Below are 16,033 nucleotides of genomic sequence, written 5' to 3'. Positions count from 1 at the left end.
TCTAGCTCCTCTTCAGGGTGAGATTGAGCGTCGCACCGTGCAGGTTCGCCGTGTCGGCGGTGATCCGGATACCCCGTCCGGTGGCGGTGGTGCGTACGCCGGGGTCGGCCGCGACGACCGTCAGGCCGCGCCGGGCGAGGTCCACGACCACCGAGGACCGCAGCTGCGTCGGATCCGAGAGAGCCACGGTGACGGTCCGGCCCTCCGGCCGCACCAGCACCGAGACGGGGCCGTCCGCGGCGAGCTCCTGCGACGGCGCCGCACCCGCGGTCCAGAAGTTCGCGGCGAGCAGACCGTCCACGCGGCGGCGTACGGCATGTACGGCCGTCGAGTCGGAGACGAGCTCCACCGGGGGCGCGGCCGCCCACTGCCTGGTGCGCGCGGCGGACGCGGCCGGTGCCTGGAGCCAGAAGTAGCTCGCGCCGGCCGGCGCCGCCCCGTGGTCCTGCCACAGCGTCAGATAGGGGCGGGTCACGGGAGTGTCCGTGCCGTACTTGAGGTTGATCTCCCGCCAGGTCGCGGTGCGTTCCTCACGCAGAGCGCGCAGCGTGGCGGGCTTCGGGAAGACGTAGCCGCCGGTCCCTTCGGCATGCAGCCACCGCGCCCCGTCGAGCCGGGCCGACCAGCCGGCGTCGGTCGGGGCGGCCTTCCCGTCGACGAGGAGCGTGGCGTGCGGGTCGCGCAGCTTGCGGTTCTCCACGACGGTCTCCACCGGCCCCGCGTCCGCCGTGATGCCGGAGCCGACGCATGCGATCACATCGTCCAGACAGAACCAGCTCTTGAGGCCGTGCAGCGAACTTCCGTAAGACCGCAGCTCCATGCCGTAGGCGCCGAGGGTCGTCCCGGGCAGTACGGTGCCGCCGGCCCAGTCGGCCGTGCTCGTCGTGCGCTGTCCTGCCGCGTTCGCCGGCCTGCCCGCGACGACCGTGGTGCCGGGCAGCCTGGCGGGGTCGACGGTGGGCCAGTAGTCCTCGCTGTAGTGCCCGAGGTCGTCGGTGTACAGCAGCACCATGCCGTCGGAGAGATGCCAGCCGTGCAGATTCTCGTTCTGGATCGACTCGTAGTTGTAGATCCGGCTCGAGTACGCGGAGATGCCGAGCGCGAAAGACGGCCTGTGGTGCGCGGCCTTGTCCATCCGCGGGTGCTGCTTGTGGGCGACCAGCGGACCGCGCGCGGGGACGGGGGAGTCGAGGACGCGGCGGGCGGCGACGAGCGAGGCGAGGTCGGTGACGGCCAGGAAGTCCCGGTAGGTGTCCTCGGCGATCCACTGCTTGACCAGCGCCGTGAACCGGTCGGCCGTGTCGCCCGGGAAGCTCGGGATCAGCCGCACCACCGCCTCGATGACCGTCTGCGCCGAGGCGTGCCCCTGCTTGCTGGGACGCGCGATCTCACGGCCGCACACCGAGGCCATCACATCGCCCCGTGCCAGCAGTGGGTCGAAACCCTCGTCGACCCAGGCGCGGACGTTGTCGAGCTCGGGGTCGGTGACCGTCCACTCGGTGCCCGCGAGCAGGTTCAGCAGCCGGGAGAGGTTGTTGAGCAACTCCTTGCCGTAACCGCCGTTGTACGGGTGCTTGTAGTGCTGGAGGAACGAACCGTCGGAGTAGAACCCCTCGCCGGTGCCCGCCGAGCCGTCCGCGCGGTCGTTGAAGGCCAGGACACTGTTGGCACCTGAACCCTCGACGTCCGAAAGAGCGTCGCGCACCCGGATGAGGGCGTCCCCGTCGGCCCGCAGAACGGCGTTGACCGCGACCACCGTGGAGATCCACACCCGGTTCGCCCCGGTCGCGATCTGCCGGTCCGCCCGCCACAGGTTCGGATCGGGTGTGTAGTGCCGTACGGCCGTGGTGATCCGGGCGAGCCGCTCCGCGCCGAGCACGTCGTACAGCAGTACGGACGCGTCGTTGAGCGCGAGCGCCGATCCGATCTCCCAGTCCCAGTCGTTGTCGAAACGGGTGTGTTCGGGGCCGTATCGGTGTGTCAGCATCCAGTCGACACCCGCGAGCAGCCGATCCGCGAGGGCCGCGTCCCCGTACTGCGGGGTACCGGGCACCGCCCACGCGGTGGCGATCGTGGCGAGCCGCTTGAACGACGTGGTGACGTGGTTGGAGAGCGTGGTGCTCGTCAGGTCGGCGAACAGGCCGTCGGTACGGGACGGGTCCAGGCCCGTCGCGGCCGTGGTCGCGGCCCGGCCGGTCCGGGCGACGGCCGCCGCGATCCGCTCGTCCGTCAGATCGAGACCGGCGCCCCCGGTGAGCAGGGTGTGCCAGCGTGCGCGAAGCGCGGCCGCGTCCGCGACCGCCGCGTGCGCGGTGCCGGAGGCGAGGGTCAGGGGCAGGGTGACGGCCGCGCCGAGCGCCGCTGTTCCAGCCAGGATGGTGCGACGGGTGGTGCCTCTGCCGGTGCCTGGGTTCATGTGTCGGGCCCTCACAGGAGATGTCGGCGGTCGACGGCCGCGGCGAGCGCGGCGTGACCGGAAGGGTTGGGGTGCAGGCCGTCGCCGCTGTCGAACGCGGGCAGCAGGCGTGACGGCTGTGCGGGATCGTGCAGTGCCTTGTCGAAGTCGGCGACCGCGTCGAACAGCCGGCCGGTGCGCACAGCGCGGTTGATCCGCTGCCGGACCGCGTCGAGCTCCGGTGTCCAGCGGGTCCACCCCTCGAACGGGGTGATGGTCGAACCGACGGTCCGCAGCCCCGCGTTCCTGGCGCGCAGCACCAGTTGGCGGTAGCCGGCCAGTACGCGAGCGGGGTCCGTCTGGGCGGGCGGCTGCTGGAGGTCGTTGATACCGAGATGGACGAGTACGGTGCGCAGCCCGGGCAGCGAGAGGACGTCGCGGTCGAACCGGGCCTGTCCGCCGGGCCCGAACCGGGCGTCGTCCAGCAGGAGCCGGTTGCCGCTGATACCGAGGTTGGCGACGGCCGATCCGGGGATCCGCCGGGCCAGTTGGTCCGGCCAGCGCAGGTCCGCGTCGTCGGGTGTGCCGACGCCCTCCGCGATGGAGTCGCCGAGCACGGCGACGACCGGGCCGTGGGCGCCGGTCACCTCGACGCCGGTCAGCAGGAACACCGAGGTGGTGCGCACCCCGTCGACGGTGTGCGAGGCATGCGTGTTGCGGTGGAACGACAAGGGCCCGGTGGGACCGGGCAGCCGGGTCTCCACCGTCAGCCGCGACGCCGCCGGAACACTCAGACCGTCGACCGGATCACTGGTCAGGCAGGCGCCCGCGGCCAGCCACTCCTGCCGCTTCCCGCCGAACGTCACCGGACGCCCGCCCGCCGTCACCGGACCGATCAGGACCGGTACGGCTCCGAAGGCGCTCCCGTACCGCAGACGCACCTGTCCACCGGCCGACAGCCGCAGGACGGCGGTGAACACGCCGTCGGTGAGGCCGCGGGCCGCCACGGCGTCGGTCTCGGTCGGCTCGGTCTGTGCCGTCGCCCAGGACGTGGCCCAGCGCGACCTGCCGGCCCCGCCGCTGCCGCTGTCACCGCTCCGGGGCGTCGCCGCGGCCCGGGTTCCGGGCGCGGCGATCGCGACCGCCGCCACCCCCGCCGCCGTCAGTACCCCGCGTCTCGCGGGCCTCCGGCCGGTCACTGCGGGCACGCGCCGGTCGGCGCGTACTCGCTCGCGTAGGTGCCGACCGCGTCGCCGCCGGTGTTGCCGCTCATGGTGTTGGTGCACACCGGGCCCTGCGGGGTGCGCATGAACTTGATGCCGCCGCCCGCGTTGTTGGTGATCGTGTTGCCGTACACACTCGTGTCGATGCCGTCGGTCGCGGTGTCACCACCGAGCCGGACACCGGCGCCGACGTTTCCGTGCACGGTGTTGTAGCGGAAGATGTTGCCGCTGCCGCGTGCGTCGAGACCGCCGGATGAGGCGTCCTTCTGGCCGGTGCAGTCGTTGTACTCGACGTAGTTGTTGGTCGAGTTCTCCTTCACGTCGACGCACTCGTTGCCCTGGGTGGCGATGGTGTTGTGGTGGATGCGGTTGTTCCTGCTGATGTCCGCCGCGGCGTCCGGGGCGCCGTTCGCGCCCTGCTGCTCGGGTGCTGTGCCGAGGTAGATGCCTTCGCCGTTCTTGCCGCCGCCGCCGAACTTGAAGTCGGCGACCCCGCAGTTGGTGATCGTGTTGTCGTCCACCTCCGCGCCGGTGACCAGATAGCGCAGCCGCACGCATTCGTCGGCGGCGTTCTTGAGTGTCATTCCGGTGACGCGCAGGCCGCCCACCCCGTTTCCGGGAGTCGTGCTCATGACATATATAAGCTTCAGGCGGTAGCCCGCCACGTCGTCGGACGAGCCGTGCAGCCCGTCCACGGTGAAGCCGCTCAGCGTCGTGGAGTCGTGCCGCACCTGGATGATCCGGCTGTCACCCGCCCCCTTCACCACGGCGTTCGACGGGCCCGTGAGCGTGACGCCGGGGCGCTTGGTCACCACGTCCTGCCGATAGGTGCCGGCCCCGAGGTTGACCACGGCGCCCGTGGGGGCGAGGTCGAGGGCCTTCTGGATCGTGGCGAGCGGCGCCCCCGCCGACGTACCCGCGTTGGCGTCGCTGCCGGACGGCGCGACGTAGTACGCCGTCGCCGCCTCGGCGGCGACGGACGGCGACGGCAGGAGAAGCGAGGTGCCCGCGGCGAGTGCGGCGGCCAGGGCGGTGCGCAGTGCGTGGCTCATGAGGTGTGCCTCCTGGGATCGGCGAAGGACAGAGCGAGCAGTACGGGGATGCTGGGGCCCAGCAGAAGTGGCCCCAGCGGTACGACGAGGGAGAGCAGCACGGCGGAGATCACCGCGCCGAGCAGTGCGGTGCCCCGGGCCGGAGACCCGAAGCCGAGCGCCAGCGCCCCGGCCGACCAGGCGCGGACCGAGCCCCGCGGTGTCCGGCCGGCCTCGGCGGCGAGTGCGATGTGATGGATGACGAGCGCGGCGGCGATGCCCACCTGCGCGGCGAGCACGACGAAGGTCCATGGCTCCGAACGGGACAGCAGGTACACGATGTTCGCGCCGAGGACGACCGCGGCCGCCGTCGACACCAGCCCGTGCCGCCACAGCGCGCGCCAGTAACGGGGGAACGCGGCGAACGCGTTGACGAACACACGGTTGTCCCCTTCCGTACGCCACCGCTGCAACGCGTGCGCCATCGCCGCGAGCGCGGGCAGCCAGGTCACGACACCCAGCGACAGCACGGCGCACGCGGCCCCGGCGGCGGCCGGGAACGCGATGAACTCCAGACGCCGAAGCAGCGTCGGCCAGCCGGACGAGAGGGTTGCCTGCATGATTCAGCCGACCTTTCCTGTGTACGGCTCCGCCACATCGAGGAGCACGTGCCCGTCCAGCTCCAGCCGCGTGCACCGCACGACGTACGGCGCGGCGTCGGCGGAGGTCAGCAGGGCGGCGGCGTCGGCGCTCACCCCGGACGTACGGATCCGCCGGGCGACGGGTGACAGCAGGACACTCTCCCCGGCCTCCGCGAACGTGACGCCGTGCCCCTCCAGGCACGCGATCCGCTCGCCGGCCGGCGCCTCCCCGGGCGTGATGGCGGTGAGGAAGAGACCGTCCGACGACCGCGGGGCGGTCGAACGCAGTGTGTGGAGCGTCCGCGTGAGACGCAGCTCCGGCGTACTGGCGGTCGGATTGGCCTCGACCTCGGTGACCTCGCACGTGACCGAGGCGTCGTGAGGTGCGAACCGCTGTACGAGGGCGGTTGCCGCTCCCGACCTGATCAGTCGGGCGCCGTCCGGCCGCGGCTCCGTCGGGCGGTCGGTCTGGAGCAGGAACGTCCACTCCCGCTCGGCCTCCGCCTCGGCCAGGTCGAGCAGCACGAGCCGCCCCGACGGCGTGAACACCAGGGTCCGGTCCAGACGCCGGACGCCCAGCGCGGGGTCGTACATCGCGGCGATCTCCGCCGTGGCGTGCGCCCAGCCGGTCTCGGTGTCCACCAGCACATCGCGCTGCCTGGCCTGCCGCTCGTACGGAATGTCCTGGTAGACGTGGTAGCGGTCCTCGTCCGCGTACCCCTGTCCGTCCACCAGCAGCAGATTGTGGTGCGCCGCCCGCTTCCGGTTGCTGTAACCCTCGTCGACGGCGAGGAACGCCCCCTGCGAGATCAGCACGAAGGACCCCGAATCCGGGTGGTGGTGCCCCTGGTTCAGGGTCTCCCAGCCCAGCTCGGCCCGGTGCCGGGCCGAGGTCTCCCACGCGGTGTGACCGCCACCCGGACTCGCCTTGAACGACACCAGCGTGGCGTCGTCGTCCCACCCCGTGCGGGCCGCGAGCAGCCCGAGATCGGGGAAGTAGGCACGGGTCTCGGTGGGCCGGGCAGCCGGTACGGACGGGTCGTACCAGAGATACTCCAGATAGGCCTCCGGCAGGATTCCCGGCCGCACCCCGCTCTCCGCCGCCTCCTGCCACAGCAGTTCGCCCGAGGCCAGATCGCCCATCCACTGGGCCTCCGCGATGCCGTACCGGTCGGCGAGCCGGTAGTACAGCCCCGCGCTGTGGCCGCTGCGCCGGTCGTGGCAGTCCCCGTGGTCGACGTTGAACGCGAAACCGGGCGCCGTCTGGTGGAGCCGGTAGCGGAAGGTGTTGGCGAGGAAACCGCCGCGCTCCCACCAGTCGACACCCTCCGCCTCCTTCAGGAGATCCAGGTGGATCGCCAGGAACGGCACCCCGTAGCGCCAGTACACGACGCCTTCGGCATGGGAACCGTCGGCCGGCATCAGGTCCAGTACCGTGCCGAGGTTGTCCCTGGCGCGCTCGGTCCACTCCTCCTTGCCCAGGACGTACCCGGCGGTCGCCAGGCCCGCGTAGCAGATCCAGTTGTGGTTCTGCCAGTACGACGACGACCACCAGCGGCCCTCGCTCGCCACCGCGAACTCATGCATCCGGCGGCCCTGTAGCAGCAGCTTGTGCCGCAGCAGCGCGCGTTCCCCGTCCGGCAGTTCGTCGCCGACCCACCGGAGGGCGAGCGACAGATGATGCAGCAGCCAGCCCGCGTCCAGGTCGTGGTCCGGCATATGGGCCCGGCCCCAGTGCGGCAGCCGCACCGCCGCTTCGATCCAGCGCCGGCTCTCGTCAAGATGCGCGCGGTCGCCGGTGACGCGGTACGCCAGAGCCGGGTTGGAGGCGGCGGGGCCCAGCCAGGTGATGCTGGCCGACGGGTGTGTGCGGGGCGGGGTGAGGTCACGGTGGCGCGCGGCCTCCTCCCGCAGCCGGGCCTCCTTCGCGGGACGCGGGCCCGGCGGCGGCGTGGCGGAGAGCAGCAAGGCTCAGCCCTCCGTCCGGAAGCGCGCGGTGGAGCCGTCCGTCAGATCCACCGTCAGCTCCTCACCGTCGAGTCGTACATCGGTCACCGCGGGGCCCGCGGAGGCCGCCTGGTACACCGAGGCGAAGGTGACCCGCTCCGCCTCGCAGGTGAAGTCGACCCGGGTGCGCACGCGCTGCGGATCGTCGGCGGGACCGGGGCCCGGCAGGGTCACCGGCCGCACCGGTACCCCGGGGGTGTGGGCGTGCCAGCCGTGCAGGGTCTCCTCGCCGTACCAGGTGGTGCGTACGGGGCCGTTGGCCTGTAGCTGGATGTCCAGTGCCGTTCCCGGGCGCAGCTGGGCCGTGACCCGGCGCGCCTCCGGGCCCGTCACCGTCAGCAGATCCACCAGGTAGCAGTCGCCGACCGCCACCCGCCGTACCGCGCGCACCCCTTCGTACGCGGTGGTGACCTCGGCGGTGACGGAGGCGGCGTCCGAGTCCAGCAGCGTGCCCGTGCACTCCGCCTGCTCGCGGCCGTCCACCCGGAACGCCGGATGTGCCTCGGTCGATGTGTACAGATCACGGAACTCGGCGTGCGCGTAGGGCACTTGACCTGGATCCGGCTGCCACGGGGTGGTGGCCCCGTACAGATACAGCGACAGCTTGTCGCGGTGCCCGTGCGACCCGCCGTGCGGGCCGAAGTCCAGCAGCGCGTGGATGCCCTCCGCGCGCACCACTCCGTAACCCGCCGACGGGAAGACGGTGACCGGGCCGGGCGCCGCCCGGCGGGGGAGCGGCGGCCCCGCGAACCAGCCGCCCAACTCCCGGTCCAGCCCGTCGTCGTGCTCGCCGAGCTCGGCCCGGGCCCGTACCGCCACCGCTTCCAGTGCCTCGGAGGGCACCAACTGCTGGGCGAGCGCGATCAGTTCGAGCCACTCCAGGGCCAGCGGGCGGCGCAGATACGGTCCGTCGTGCAGCGCGGGAAGAATGCCGCCGTCCGTCGCGATCGCCGCCAGGACGTCCGTCATCCCGGCCAGCACGCCGACCACGTCGGACGGGATCGCCGCCGGGTCGGTGGAACGCAGCGCCAGCAGGGCCGCCCGCAGCACGAACCCGTGGTAGTAGGTGCTGCCCTCCCACTCCCAGCCGTCCTCGGCGACCGCCACCCGCAGATGGGCGTACAGGCCGTGGTCGCCCTCCAGCCACCGCTTCGTACCGTCCCACTCCCGGCCGCGCACCGCGGCGGCCGCCCGGCTCGTGGCGACGCCTGCCGCGTTCAGCCACGCGGTGTAGTTGGACGCGAGGTGTCCCTGGCCGGTCAGCACGGAACGGGCGTCGAGAGCGGCCAGCTCCAGGTCGTCGAGCAGCGGCAGGACCGCCACCAGGTCCTCGGTGTCGGTCCCGGCGAGCGTGCTCACCGTGTGCCCGATGTTGACGGCCCAGATGGCGTCGGTCAGCGCCTGGTGGAACAGCCGGCCGCGCAGCATCCATGTCTGCGCCTCGCCGTGCCGCTCGGTGGCGAGGCCGGCGTACACGGCCGAGTACTCGACGAGCCGTGCCACCACCTCCGTACGCTCGCCGCGATGCGCGAGCACCCGCAGATGCCGCGCCCACGCCTGGTGCGACAGCACCAGCCAGGCGCCGCGCACCGCCTCCGTGTCCACCCGGCAGCCCAGCGCGCAGCGCGCACCGCCCTCGGGGAAGATTCCGCCGAGGAGATCACCGTGGTCGAGTTCCACCCCGTGCGCCGGGCAGACGTACGCGTGCCACCAGCCGCCCCGCTGCCGGGCGATCCGCCTCAACGCGGCCACGCGCCACCGTCGATGTCCACGGTGGTGGCGGTCAGGAAGCCCGACGCGGGCGAGGCCAGATGGACGACCGCGTGGGCGACGTCCTGCGGTGTGCCGGCCCGGCCCACCGGGATGCCCGCCTCCATCGCCTGCTGGGCCTGGGGAGCGGTGAACGTGTCGTGGAAGGCGGTGCCCTTGATGAAGCCGGGCGCCACCGTGTTGACCGTGACTCCCGTACCCGCGAGTTCCTTCGCCAGGCCCTTGGTGAAGCCGCGGACGCCGGCCTTGGCGGCCGCGTAGGCGACCGATCCGGGACCGCCGCCGTTGTGCGCGGCGAGCGACGACATGGTGATGACGCGCCCGGCCGATGACCGCGTCAGATGCGGCAGGGCGGCTCGCACCGTGCGGAACGTCGATGTCAGATTGACGGAGATGACCTGGTCGAAGTGGTCGTCCGACATGGCCGCGATCTTCTCGCGGCCGATCAGATGACCCGCGTTGCAGACGAGGACGTCCAGACCGCCGAGGAATCCGGTGGCCTCCTCGACCAGCGCGTCCACCTGCTCGCTCACGGTCACGTCGGCCCTGAACGCTTTGGCCCTGCGGCCCAGGGCCTCGATTTCGGAGACCGTCCTCGCGGCCTCGTCGGCGGACGAGTGGTAGTGGACGGCGACATCGGCGCCGGCCTCCGCCAGGGCGACGGCGATGGCGCGGCCGATGCCGTGGCCCGCTCCCGTCACCAGTGCGCGGGAGCCGTTGAGATCAGCAGACATGGGTGAAGCCCTTTCGGTGACCGGCCCATGAGGAGCCGGAACCGGTCACTTGAGACCGGCGGTTGCGAAGCCCTGTACGAAGTAGCGCTGGCCGATGAGGAAGAGGACGACCATGGGAAGGGTGGCGAGTGTGGTGCCCGCCATCAGGAAGTGCCACTGGGGGCCGTTCTCCGTCTTGAAGACGGAGAGCCCGACCTGGATCACCCGCATGCTGTCCGTACGGGTCACCAGGAGTGGCCAGAGGAAGTTGTTCCAGGAGGTCTCGAAGGTCAGCAGCGCGACGGTGATGAACGCGGGCTTGACCTGTGGGCTCATGATCCGGGTGTAGATACGGAACTCGCCGAGCCCGTCGAGCCGGGCCGCCTCTTCCAGCTCCACCGGCAGGTCCAGGTAGAACTGCCGGAAGAGGAAGACCGCGAACGGGGTGACCGCGCCCGGGATGATGAGCGCCCACCAGCTGTCCAGCCAGCCGCTGCCGCCCTGGCCGAAGATGTCGTTCCCGCCGGCCAGCGGCATGAAGCGGACGATCAGGAACTCGGGCAGCACCTTGGTGTACGTGGGGATCATGAGGGCCGCGATGAAGAGAAGGAAGATCATCTCGCTGCCGCGGAACCTGATGCGCGCGAGCGCGTACCCCGCCATCGACGCGACCAGCACATTGAGCACGGTGTGGCTGACCGCGATGACGAGACTGTTCTTGGCGTACGTGGCGAAGGGCGCTGCCTTCAGCGCGTCGGCGTAGTTGCCGAACTGCCAGTGCTCCGGCAGCAGTCCGGCTTCCTGCGACGCGATCTCCACGGGCGTCTTGAGCGAGGTGAGCACCATCCAGACGAACGGCACCACCATGAGCAGCGAGACCACGCTCAGCGTCACGTAGAGCGCGATCCGGCCGGCGGAGACCCGCTTGCCCTTGGTCACGGCCTTCGGCGCCGGAGCCGGGGCCGGCTTTCGCAGTTCAGCTGTGGCCACGGCTGCCTCCCATGATCCGCTTGTTGACCAGGGTGAAGCCCATGAGCAGCACGAAGAGCACGAGTGACTGTGCGCTGGCGTAGCCGACCCGGAACTCCCGGAAGGCGGATTTGTAGATCTCGTACGTCATCATCGTGGTGCTGTTGGCGGGGCCGCCGTCGGTCAGGATGTAGATCTGGTCGAAGGACTGGAAGGCGCTGATCATCGAGGTGATGAGCACGAAGAACGTCGCGGGCTTCAGCAGCGGCAGTGTGATCGAGAAGAACTGCCGGACCTTGGACGCGCCGTCCACGGACGCCGCCTCGTACAGCTCCTTCGGCAGGGACTGGAGCGCGGCGAGATAGATGAGCATCTTCATGCCGATGCCCTGCCAGATGCCCACCAGGATCACCGAGGGCATCGCCCATGTCGTCGAGGAGAGCCAGGCGGGTCCCTCGATGCCCAGGAACGACAGGAGGGTGTTGAGCAGTCCGTTGCCGGGGTTGTAGATCCACAGCCAGACCAGGGCGATCGCGACGGTCGCGGTGACCTGGGGCAGGAACACCGCGGTACGGAAGATGCCGCGTGCCTTGAGTCCGGTGTGCAGGGCCAGTGCCACCAGCAGGCCGAGGGCCATACCGAAGGGCACCGTGAAGAAGGTGTAGACGAGCGTGTTGCCGATGGACTTGACGAAGACCGCGTCGTCCAGCATGTCCCGGAAGTTGCCCAGACCCACGAACTCCGGTGCCGTCAGCACGTCGTACTTCGTGAAGGCCAGGGCTACCGAGACCACGACCGGAAGACCGATCCACAGCGAGGCGTGCAGCAGGGCGGGCGCCACCAAGAGCATGCCCGCACGGCGACGACGGCGTCCCGGGCCTGTGGGGACCCGGCCCTTACGCTTCGGCTTCGGTGCCTCTGGAGGGGAAGGCGGCCGCGCGGGCCGTGCCTTCACTACGGATGTCGCTGGCACAGTGTCGGGTCCTTACATCCGTCCGATGGCGGCCTCGGCGAGACGGCCGAGTTCCGCGATGGCGTCCTTCGCGGACTGACCGCCCACGATCGCGGGCTCCAGCGTCGGCTTGATCTTTTCCCGGATCTCCATCCAGGCCGCGGTCCCGCCCTCCGAGACGGCGTGCTCCAGGTTCTGGAGGGAGAGATCGACGAACTGGTTCTCCTTGACGTATCCGGACTCGTTGAGATCCCGGAGACCGGGTACCGAGCCGCGCTGCTTGGCCGCGCCGAGGATCGAGTCGGGTGTCGCCAGGTACTCGACGAGCGCACGGGCCGCGGCCGGGTGCTTGGAGCGCGCGGACTGGGTGACGAGCGTGCCGCCCTGGAGCATCGCCGGCCTGCGGTTGGCCAGGACGAACGCACCGAGTTTGTCGCCCTCGATCAGCTCCGGGTTCTGCTCCTTGGCCTGCACCCACAGGGCGCTCGTCGACATCATCATCGACGCTCTGCCCGTCTGTACGTTGGACGGGGCGCCGGCGTCCGTCTTCTTCGCGTAGTCGGCCGAGCCGTCCTTGATCAGGTCCTTGAAGAACTGAAGCGCCTCGACGCCACCGGCTTCGGTGAACAGCACCTTCTTGCCGTCCTCGCTGAACAGCCGGCCGCCGTTGGCGAAGAGGAAGGTCTCCCAGCACTGGCGCAGATCGATGGAGAACGGGTCGAAGCCGAGACGGCCGTCCTTCGTCAGCTGCTTCGCCACGGCGCGCAACTCCGCCCAGTTGGCCGGGGTCTTCTTGATCCCGGCCTCCGCGAAGTGGTCCTTGCGGTACACGACGATGCGGGTGTCCAGGACGACGGGCAGCGCGTAGAGCTTGCCGTCGTAGCGCGACGGCTCCAGGACCCGCTTCTCGTAGTCGTGTTTGGTGGCCAGCGACTCCGGCAGCTCGGCGATGGCCTTCTTCGCGGCGAACGGAGGGATCCAGCCGACGCCCATCATGAGCACGTCGGGCAGCAGCCCGCCGGCGAGACCGGTGGTGATCTTCTCGTTGAGCTGCGCGTACGTGGTGTAGTCCACGTTCACCTTGACGTCCGGGTGCTTCTTCCGGAATCCGCCCAATATCTCCTGCTCGAGGAGGGTCTTGCCGTTCGCGCCTTCGTAGATCGGGGTGAGCAGCGTGATCTCGCCCTCGGCGGGGCCGTCGGCCGAATCGGCAGCCGTGGAGCCGCCGCCGCAGCCGGAGAGAGCGGCAGCGGCGGTACCCGCGCCGATGGCTGCGAGCACAGATCGTCTGTTGAGTTCCATGGGACACCCCTTTTGAGGTGGAGTCAGTGGATCGATCCAGCGATGACTTCTCAGACATGGCTGGGAAGTGCTAGTAAATCGATGCACTGATGCTAGGAACGTCTCGAGAGTGACGTCAACAGCTGATGCACAACAATTTTCAGGGACGTTAACGGGTGTACCGGTGGAGCTCGTTCAGTAAATCGGTACACTAAGCTCGGCAGTGCGTTCCGAACCGGAGGTGGCATGAGCGGGGTAACGATCCATCAGGTCGCGGAGGCAGCAGGTGTCTCCGCGAGCACGGTCTCCAACGTCCTCAACGGACGTACCGACCGTATGCAGGCGGCCACCCTGGCTCGTGTGGAGCAGGTGATAGAGCAGCTCAGCTACCGGCCCAACCGGGCGGCACGCATGCTGCGCACCGGCCGCATCAAGGTCATCGGCCTGATCGTGCCCTCCGTCGCCAACCCCTTCTGGGGGGCGCTCGCGAGAGAGCTGGAGGCCATCGCACTGGCCGAGGGCTACCACGTACTGCTGTGCAACAGCGAGCGCGATCCCGCCCGTGAGCTCAAGTACGGGGAGGAACTGCTCGCCGACGGGGTCAGCGGGGTGGTCCTGTGCTCCTCCCTGCCCTCGCTCGACCATGTCGCCCCGCTGCTCAGCCGGGGTCTGAAGATGGTCGCCTTCGACCGCACCGCGCAGGCGGGCGATCCGGCGTCGCTGTCCAGCATCAGTGTGGACAACGCGATGGGCGCCGAACTCGCCACGAGCCATCTGATTGAACTGGGCCATCGAAGACTGGCGTTCGTCTCCGGTTCGGTGAGCAGCGTCAACCGCCGCGAGCGGCTGCGCGGCTTCCGGTCCGCGCTCGAATCAGCGGGCCTCGACCCGGCCGACGCGATCGTGTGGCCCGGCGCGGACACCAGCGAATTCGGCGACAAGAACGCGGCCGAGCTGGGCCGGAACGCGTCGCGCGAGCTGCTGTCGCGCCCGCGTCCGCCCACCGGCTTCGTCGCGATCAACGACATGTGTGCGATCGGCATCTGCCGTGGTGCCAAGGACGTCGGACTCCGTGCCGGGCGGGACGTCGCGGTGGTCGGGTTCGATGACATCCTGCTCGCCGATCTCTTCGAACCACCGCTGACCACGGTGCGCCAGCCGCTTCCGGAGATGGCGGCCGAGACCTTCCAGCAGCTGCGGGCCCGGATCGAATCGGCCCCGGCCGCCGGACGGTCCCTGCTGATCAGGCCCCGGCTGGTGATAAGGGAATCGACGGCACCGGCGCCGTCCACCGTTCCGGCTCAGTCCACCGCTCCCGCACTCGCCGGGGCGGGGGCCGAAGATTCGCCGGACAGGATCTAGCGACGGTCGGTTGGCCGATTCGGCGGACCCCGCCGGGATCCTGCCCGGCGGGCCGTGGCAGTCACGTCCGCGTCATCCGCGGCCGAGTATGAGCCTTCCGCAACGGTCGCCGATCATCATGGACGGGGCGTTGGTGTTGCCCGAGGTGATGCTGGGCATTATCGCGGCGCCGGCCAGGCGCAGACCACTGACTCCACGCACGCGCAACTGGGGATCCACGACGGCGAGCGCGTCGGTGCCCATGCGGCAGGTGCCCACCGTGTGGAAGTCGGCCTGGGCGAAAGCGCGCAGCGCGGCGATCCTCTCCTTCCTGGTCCTGACGGGTGTGTCGGGCACCACGTTCTCGCCCTTCACCCATTTACGGAGCCGACTTGCGTTGATCAGCTCCAGGGAGAGCTCGAAGCCCTCGAGGGAGTTCTCGAGGTCCTCCCGCGTCTGCAGGAAGTTCGGCTGGAGGATGGGCGGAGTGTGCGGGTCGGCTGAGCGCAACTTGACGTGGCCGCGGCTGGTCGGGTGCAGGTTCACCACCCCGATCGAGGTGGACTCGTCCGGAGCGGGCGGATAGCCGAGGCGCGAGTAGTAGGCCTGGAACTGGAACCGGGGCGTCCCGGGCACCCGGCCTCTGCCGGTGAAGACATTGACGTCCATCGCGGTGATGTGGGACTCCGGCTCGGGAGCCCTGAGCGCTCTCGACACGACGGAGACCAGGTGATCGTGCAGGTTCGCACCGACACCGGGCAGGTCGATCACGACGTTGATGCCGTGCGGCTCCAAGTCGCCCGCGGCGCCGACGCCGGACAGTTGAAGCAGGCGAGCGGTGTTCACCGCACCCGTGCTCACGACGACCTCCCGCTCCGCCTTGACTGTGTACTCGCGTTCGCCCGACTCGATGACGACGCGGTCGATCGCGTTTCGGCGGTCGAACGTCAGCCGCGTGACGTGCGCGTCTGTTACGACCGTCAGCCGGGGATCGGTGAGATGCGGAGCGAGGAAGGTGGTGAACGCGTCCTGCCGGATGCCGTTCAGCACGTTGAGCTGTGTGTAGGCGGCGCCGAACTGGCCGGCGCCGTTGTAGTCGGGGTTGTACCGGTATCCGAGGTCGACAGCGGCCTCCAGGGTGGCGCGTGACAGGGAGTTACGCCGCGTCAGCTCGTCCGACGGGCGGATGGGCCCCGTCATCGCGTCCAGCGACGGGCGCACACTCCCGAAGTCCCAGCCCTTGGCGCCCTGCGCGGCCCAGTTGTCGTAGTCGCCCGGATTGCCACGGACCCAGACCATTCCGTTGACGGAACTGCTGCCGCCCGCGAGCTTGCCGCACACGAACGACTGGGGCCTGTTCATCAGGGCGGGCTGCGGCTCCGACTGGAAGGGCCAGATGAGGGGAGAGCCGGGGGCCGTCAGCGTGCCCGACTTCGTGAAATCAGCCACCTCCGGCAGGTCGTTGGACCCGCCCGACTCGATCAGAAGCACACTCGCACGTGAATCGGCCAGTAATCGGGCGGCCAGCGTGCAGCCCGCCGAGCCGGCTCCCACGATGACGTAGTCGTAGCGCCGGCCGTGCGCGGAGGAGGGCGACTGCCCTGCCGCCACGAGCCCGGCCGAAGCCGCGGACACGCCGAACATCTTGAGCAGTTTCCGCCGACTGAGCGTGCCTGCCTGTACCTGACGAACAATTTCCTGCGGATCGAG

The 16,033-nt window shown here is 70.1% G+C and carries 12 protein-coding genes; 1 reads left to right on the top strand and 11 read right to left on the bottom strand.

Translation table 11 applies throughout. The annotated features are described in order from the left end of the window. Nucleotide 1: 1 nt before the first annotated feature. The 10 genes from ACFWHU_RS00265 to ACFWHU_RS00220 all read right to left on the bottom strand — a co-directional run bounded on the left by ACFWHU_RS00265 (nt 2) and on the right by ACFWHU_RS00220 (nt 13,003). Complete coding sequence (locus ACFWHU_RS00265) at nt 2-2,416, bottom strand: polysaccharide lyase 8 family protein (protein WP_387222732.1); 2,415 nt, start codon at nt 2,414-2,416, stop codon at nt 2-4. An 11-nt stretch (nt 2,417-2,427) separates the two neighbouring features. Next, nucleotides 2,428-3,603: an SGNH/GDSL hydrolase family protein gene (locus ACFWHU_RS00260; RefSeq protein WP_387222729.1), complete on the bottom strand. Its 1,176-nt coding sequence runs from the start codon at nt 3,601-3,603 to the stop codon at nt 2,428-2,430. Next, nucleotides 3,591-4,670 carry a DUF1565 domain-containing protein gene (locus ACFWHU_RS00255; protein ID WP_387222726.1) on the bottom strand — a complete coding sequence of 360 codons (1,080 nt, stop codon included), beginning with the start codon at nt 4,668-4,670 and terminating at the stop codon, nt 3,591-3,593. Before ACFWHU_RS00255 ends, ACFWHU_RS00260 begins: the two co-directional genes overlap by 13 nt. After that, on the bottom strand, nt 4,667-5,269 hold the full coding sequence (locus ACFWHU_RS00250) for a DUF624 domain-containing protein (RefSeq protein ID WP_387222724.1): 603 nt from the start codon (nt 5,267-5,269) through the stop codon (nt 4,667-4,669). The genes ACFWHU_RS00255 and ACFWHU_RS00250 overlap by 4 nt, the downstream gene beginning before the upstream one ends. 3 nt (nt 5,270-5,272) lie before the next feature. After that, the gene (locus tag ACFWHU_RS00245) at nt 5,273-7,258 is read right to left on the bottom strand and encodes a hypothetical protein (RefSeq protein WP_387222722.1); all 1,986 of its coding nucleotides are present in this window, start codon (nt 7,256-7,258) and stop codon (nt 5,273-5,275) included. Between the two features lie 3 nt (nt 7,259-7,261). Further along, complete coding sequence (locus ACFWHU_RS00240) at nt 7,262-9,049, bottom strand: heparinase II/III family protein (protein ID WP_387222719.1); 1,788 nt, start codon at nt 9,047-9,049, stop codon at nt 7,262-7,264. Beyond that, nucleotides 9,037-9,801, bottom strand: coding sequence for an SDR family NAD(P)-dependent oxidoreductase (locus ACFWHU_RS00235; protein WP_387222716.1), 765 nt, complete (start codon nt 9,799-9,801; stop codon nt 9,037-9,039). The genes ACFWHU_RS00240 and ACFWHU_RS00235 overlap by 13 nt, the downstream gene beginning before the upstream one ends. Before the next feature lie 45 nt (nt 9,802-9,846). Then, a complete protein-coding gene (locus ACFWHU_RS00230; RefSeq protein WP_385793328.1) occupies nt 9,847-10,770 on the bottom strand; it encodes a carbohydrate ABC transporter permease in 924 nt (307 codons plus the stop codon). After that, entirely contained in the window at nt 10,757-11,599 is an 843-nt protein-coding gene (locus ACFWHU_RS00225; protein WP_385793330.1) for a carbohydrate ABC transporter permease, read from the bottom strand. The genes ACFWHU_RS00230 and ACFWHU_RS00225 overlap by 14 nt, the downstream gene beginning before the upstream one ends. Before the next feature lie 135 nt (nt 11,600-11,734). Continuing rightward, nucleotides 11,735-13,003: an ABC transporter substrate-binding protein gene (locus ACFWHU_RS00220; RefSeq protein WP_385793332.1), complete on the bottom strand. Its 1,269-nt coding sequence runs from the start codon at nt 13,001-13,003 to the stop codon at nt 11,735-11,737. 225 nt (nt 13,004-13,228) lie between these two features. Between ACFWHU_RS00220 and ACFWHU_RS00215 the strand changes: the two genes are divergently transcribed. Next, nucleotides 13,229-14,344 carry a LacI family DNA-binding transcriptional regulator gene (locus tag ACFWHU_RS00215; protein WP_387222713.1) on the top strand — a complete coding sequence of 372 codons (1,116 nt, stop codon included), beginning with the start codon at nt 13,229-13,231 and terminating at the stop codon, nt 14,342-14,344. 72 nt (nt 14,345-14,416) lie between these two features. Here the strand turns inward: ACFWHU_RS00215 and ACFWHU_RS00210 are convergent, their stop codons facing one another. Next, entirely contained in the window at nt 14,417-15,958 is a 1,542-nt protein-coding gene (locus ACFWHU_RS00210) for a GMC family oxidoreductase (protein ID WP_387222710.1), read from the bottom strand. Nucleotides 15,959-16,033 lie beyond the last annotated feature (75 nt).

This window comes from Streptomyces sp. NPDC060366 (assembly GCF_042725135.1).
Classification (GTDB): Bacteria; Actinomycetota; Actinomycetes; order Streptomycetales; family Streptomycetaceae; genus Streptomyces.
Note: the sequence above shows the minus strand (reverse complement) of the source record. Positions and strands in the feature narration are given on the sequence as shown.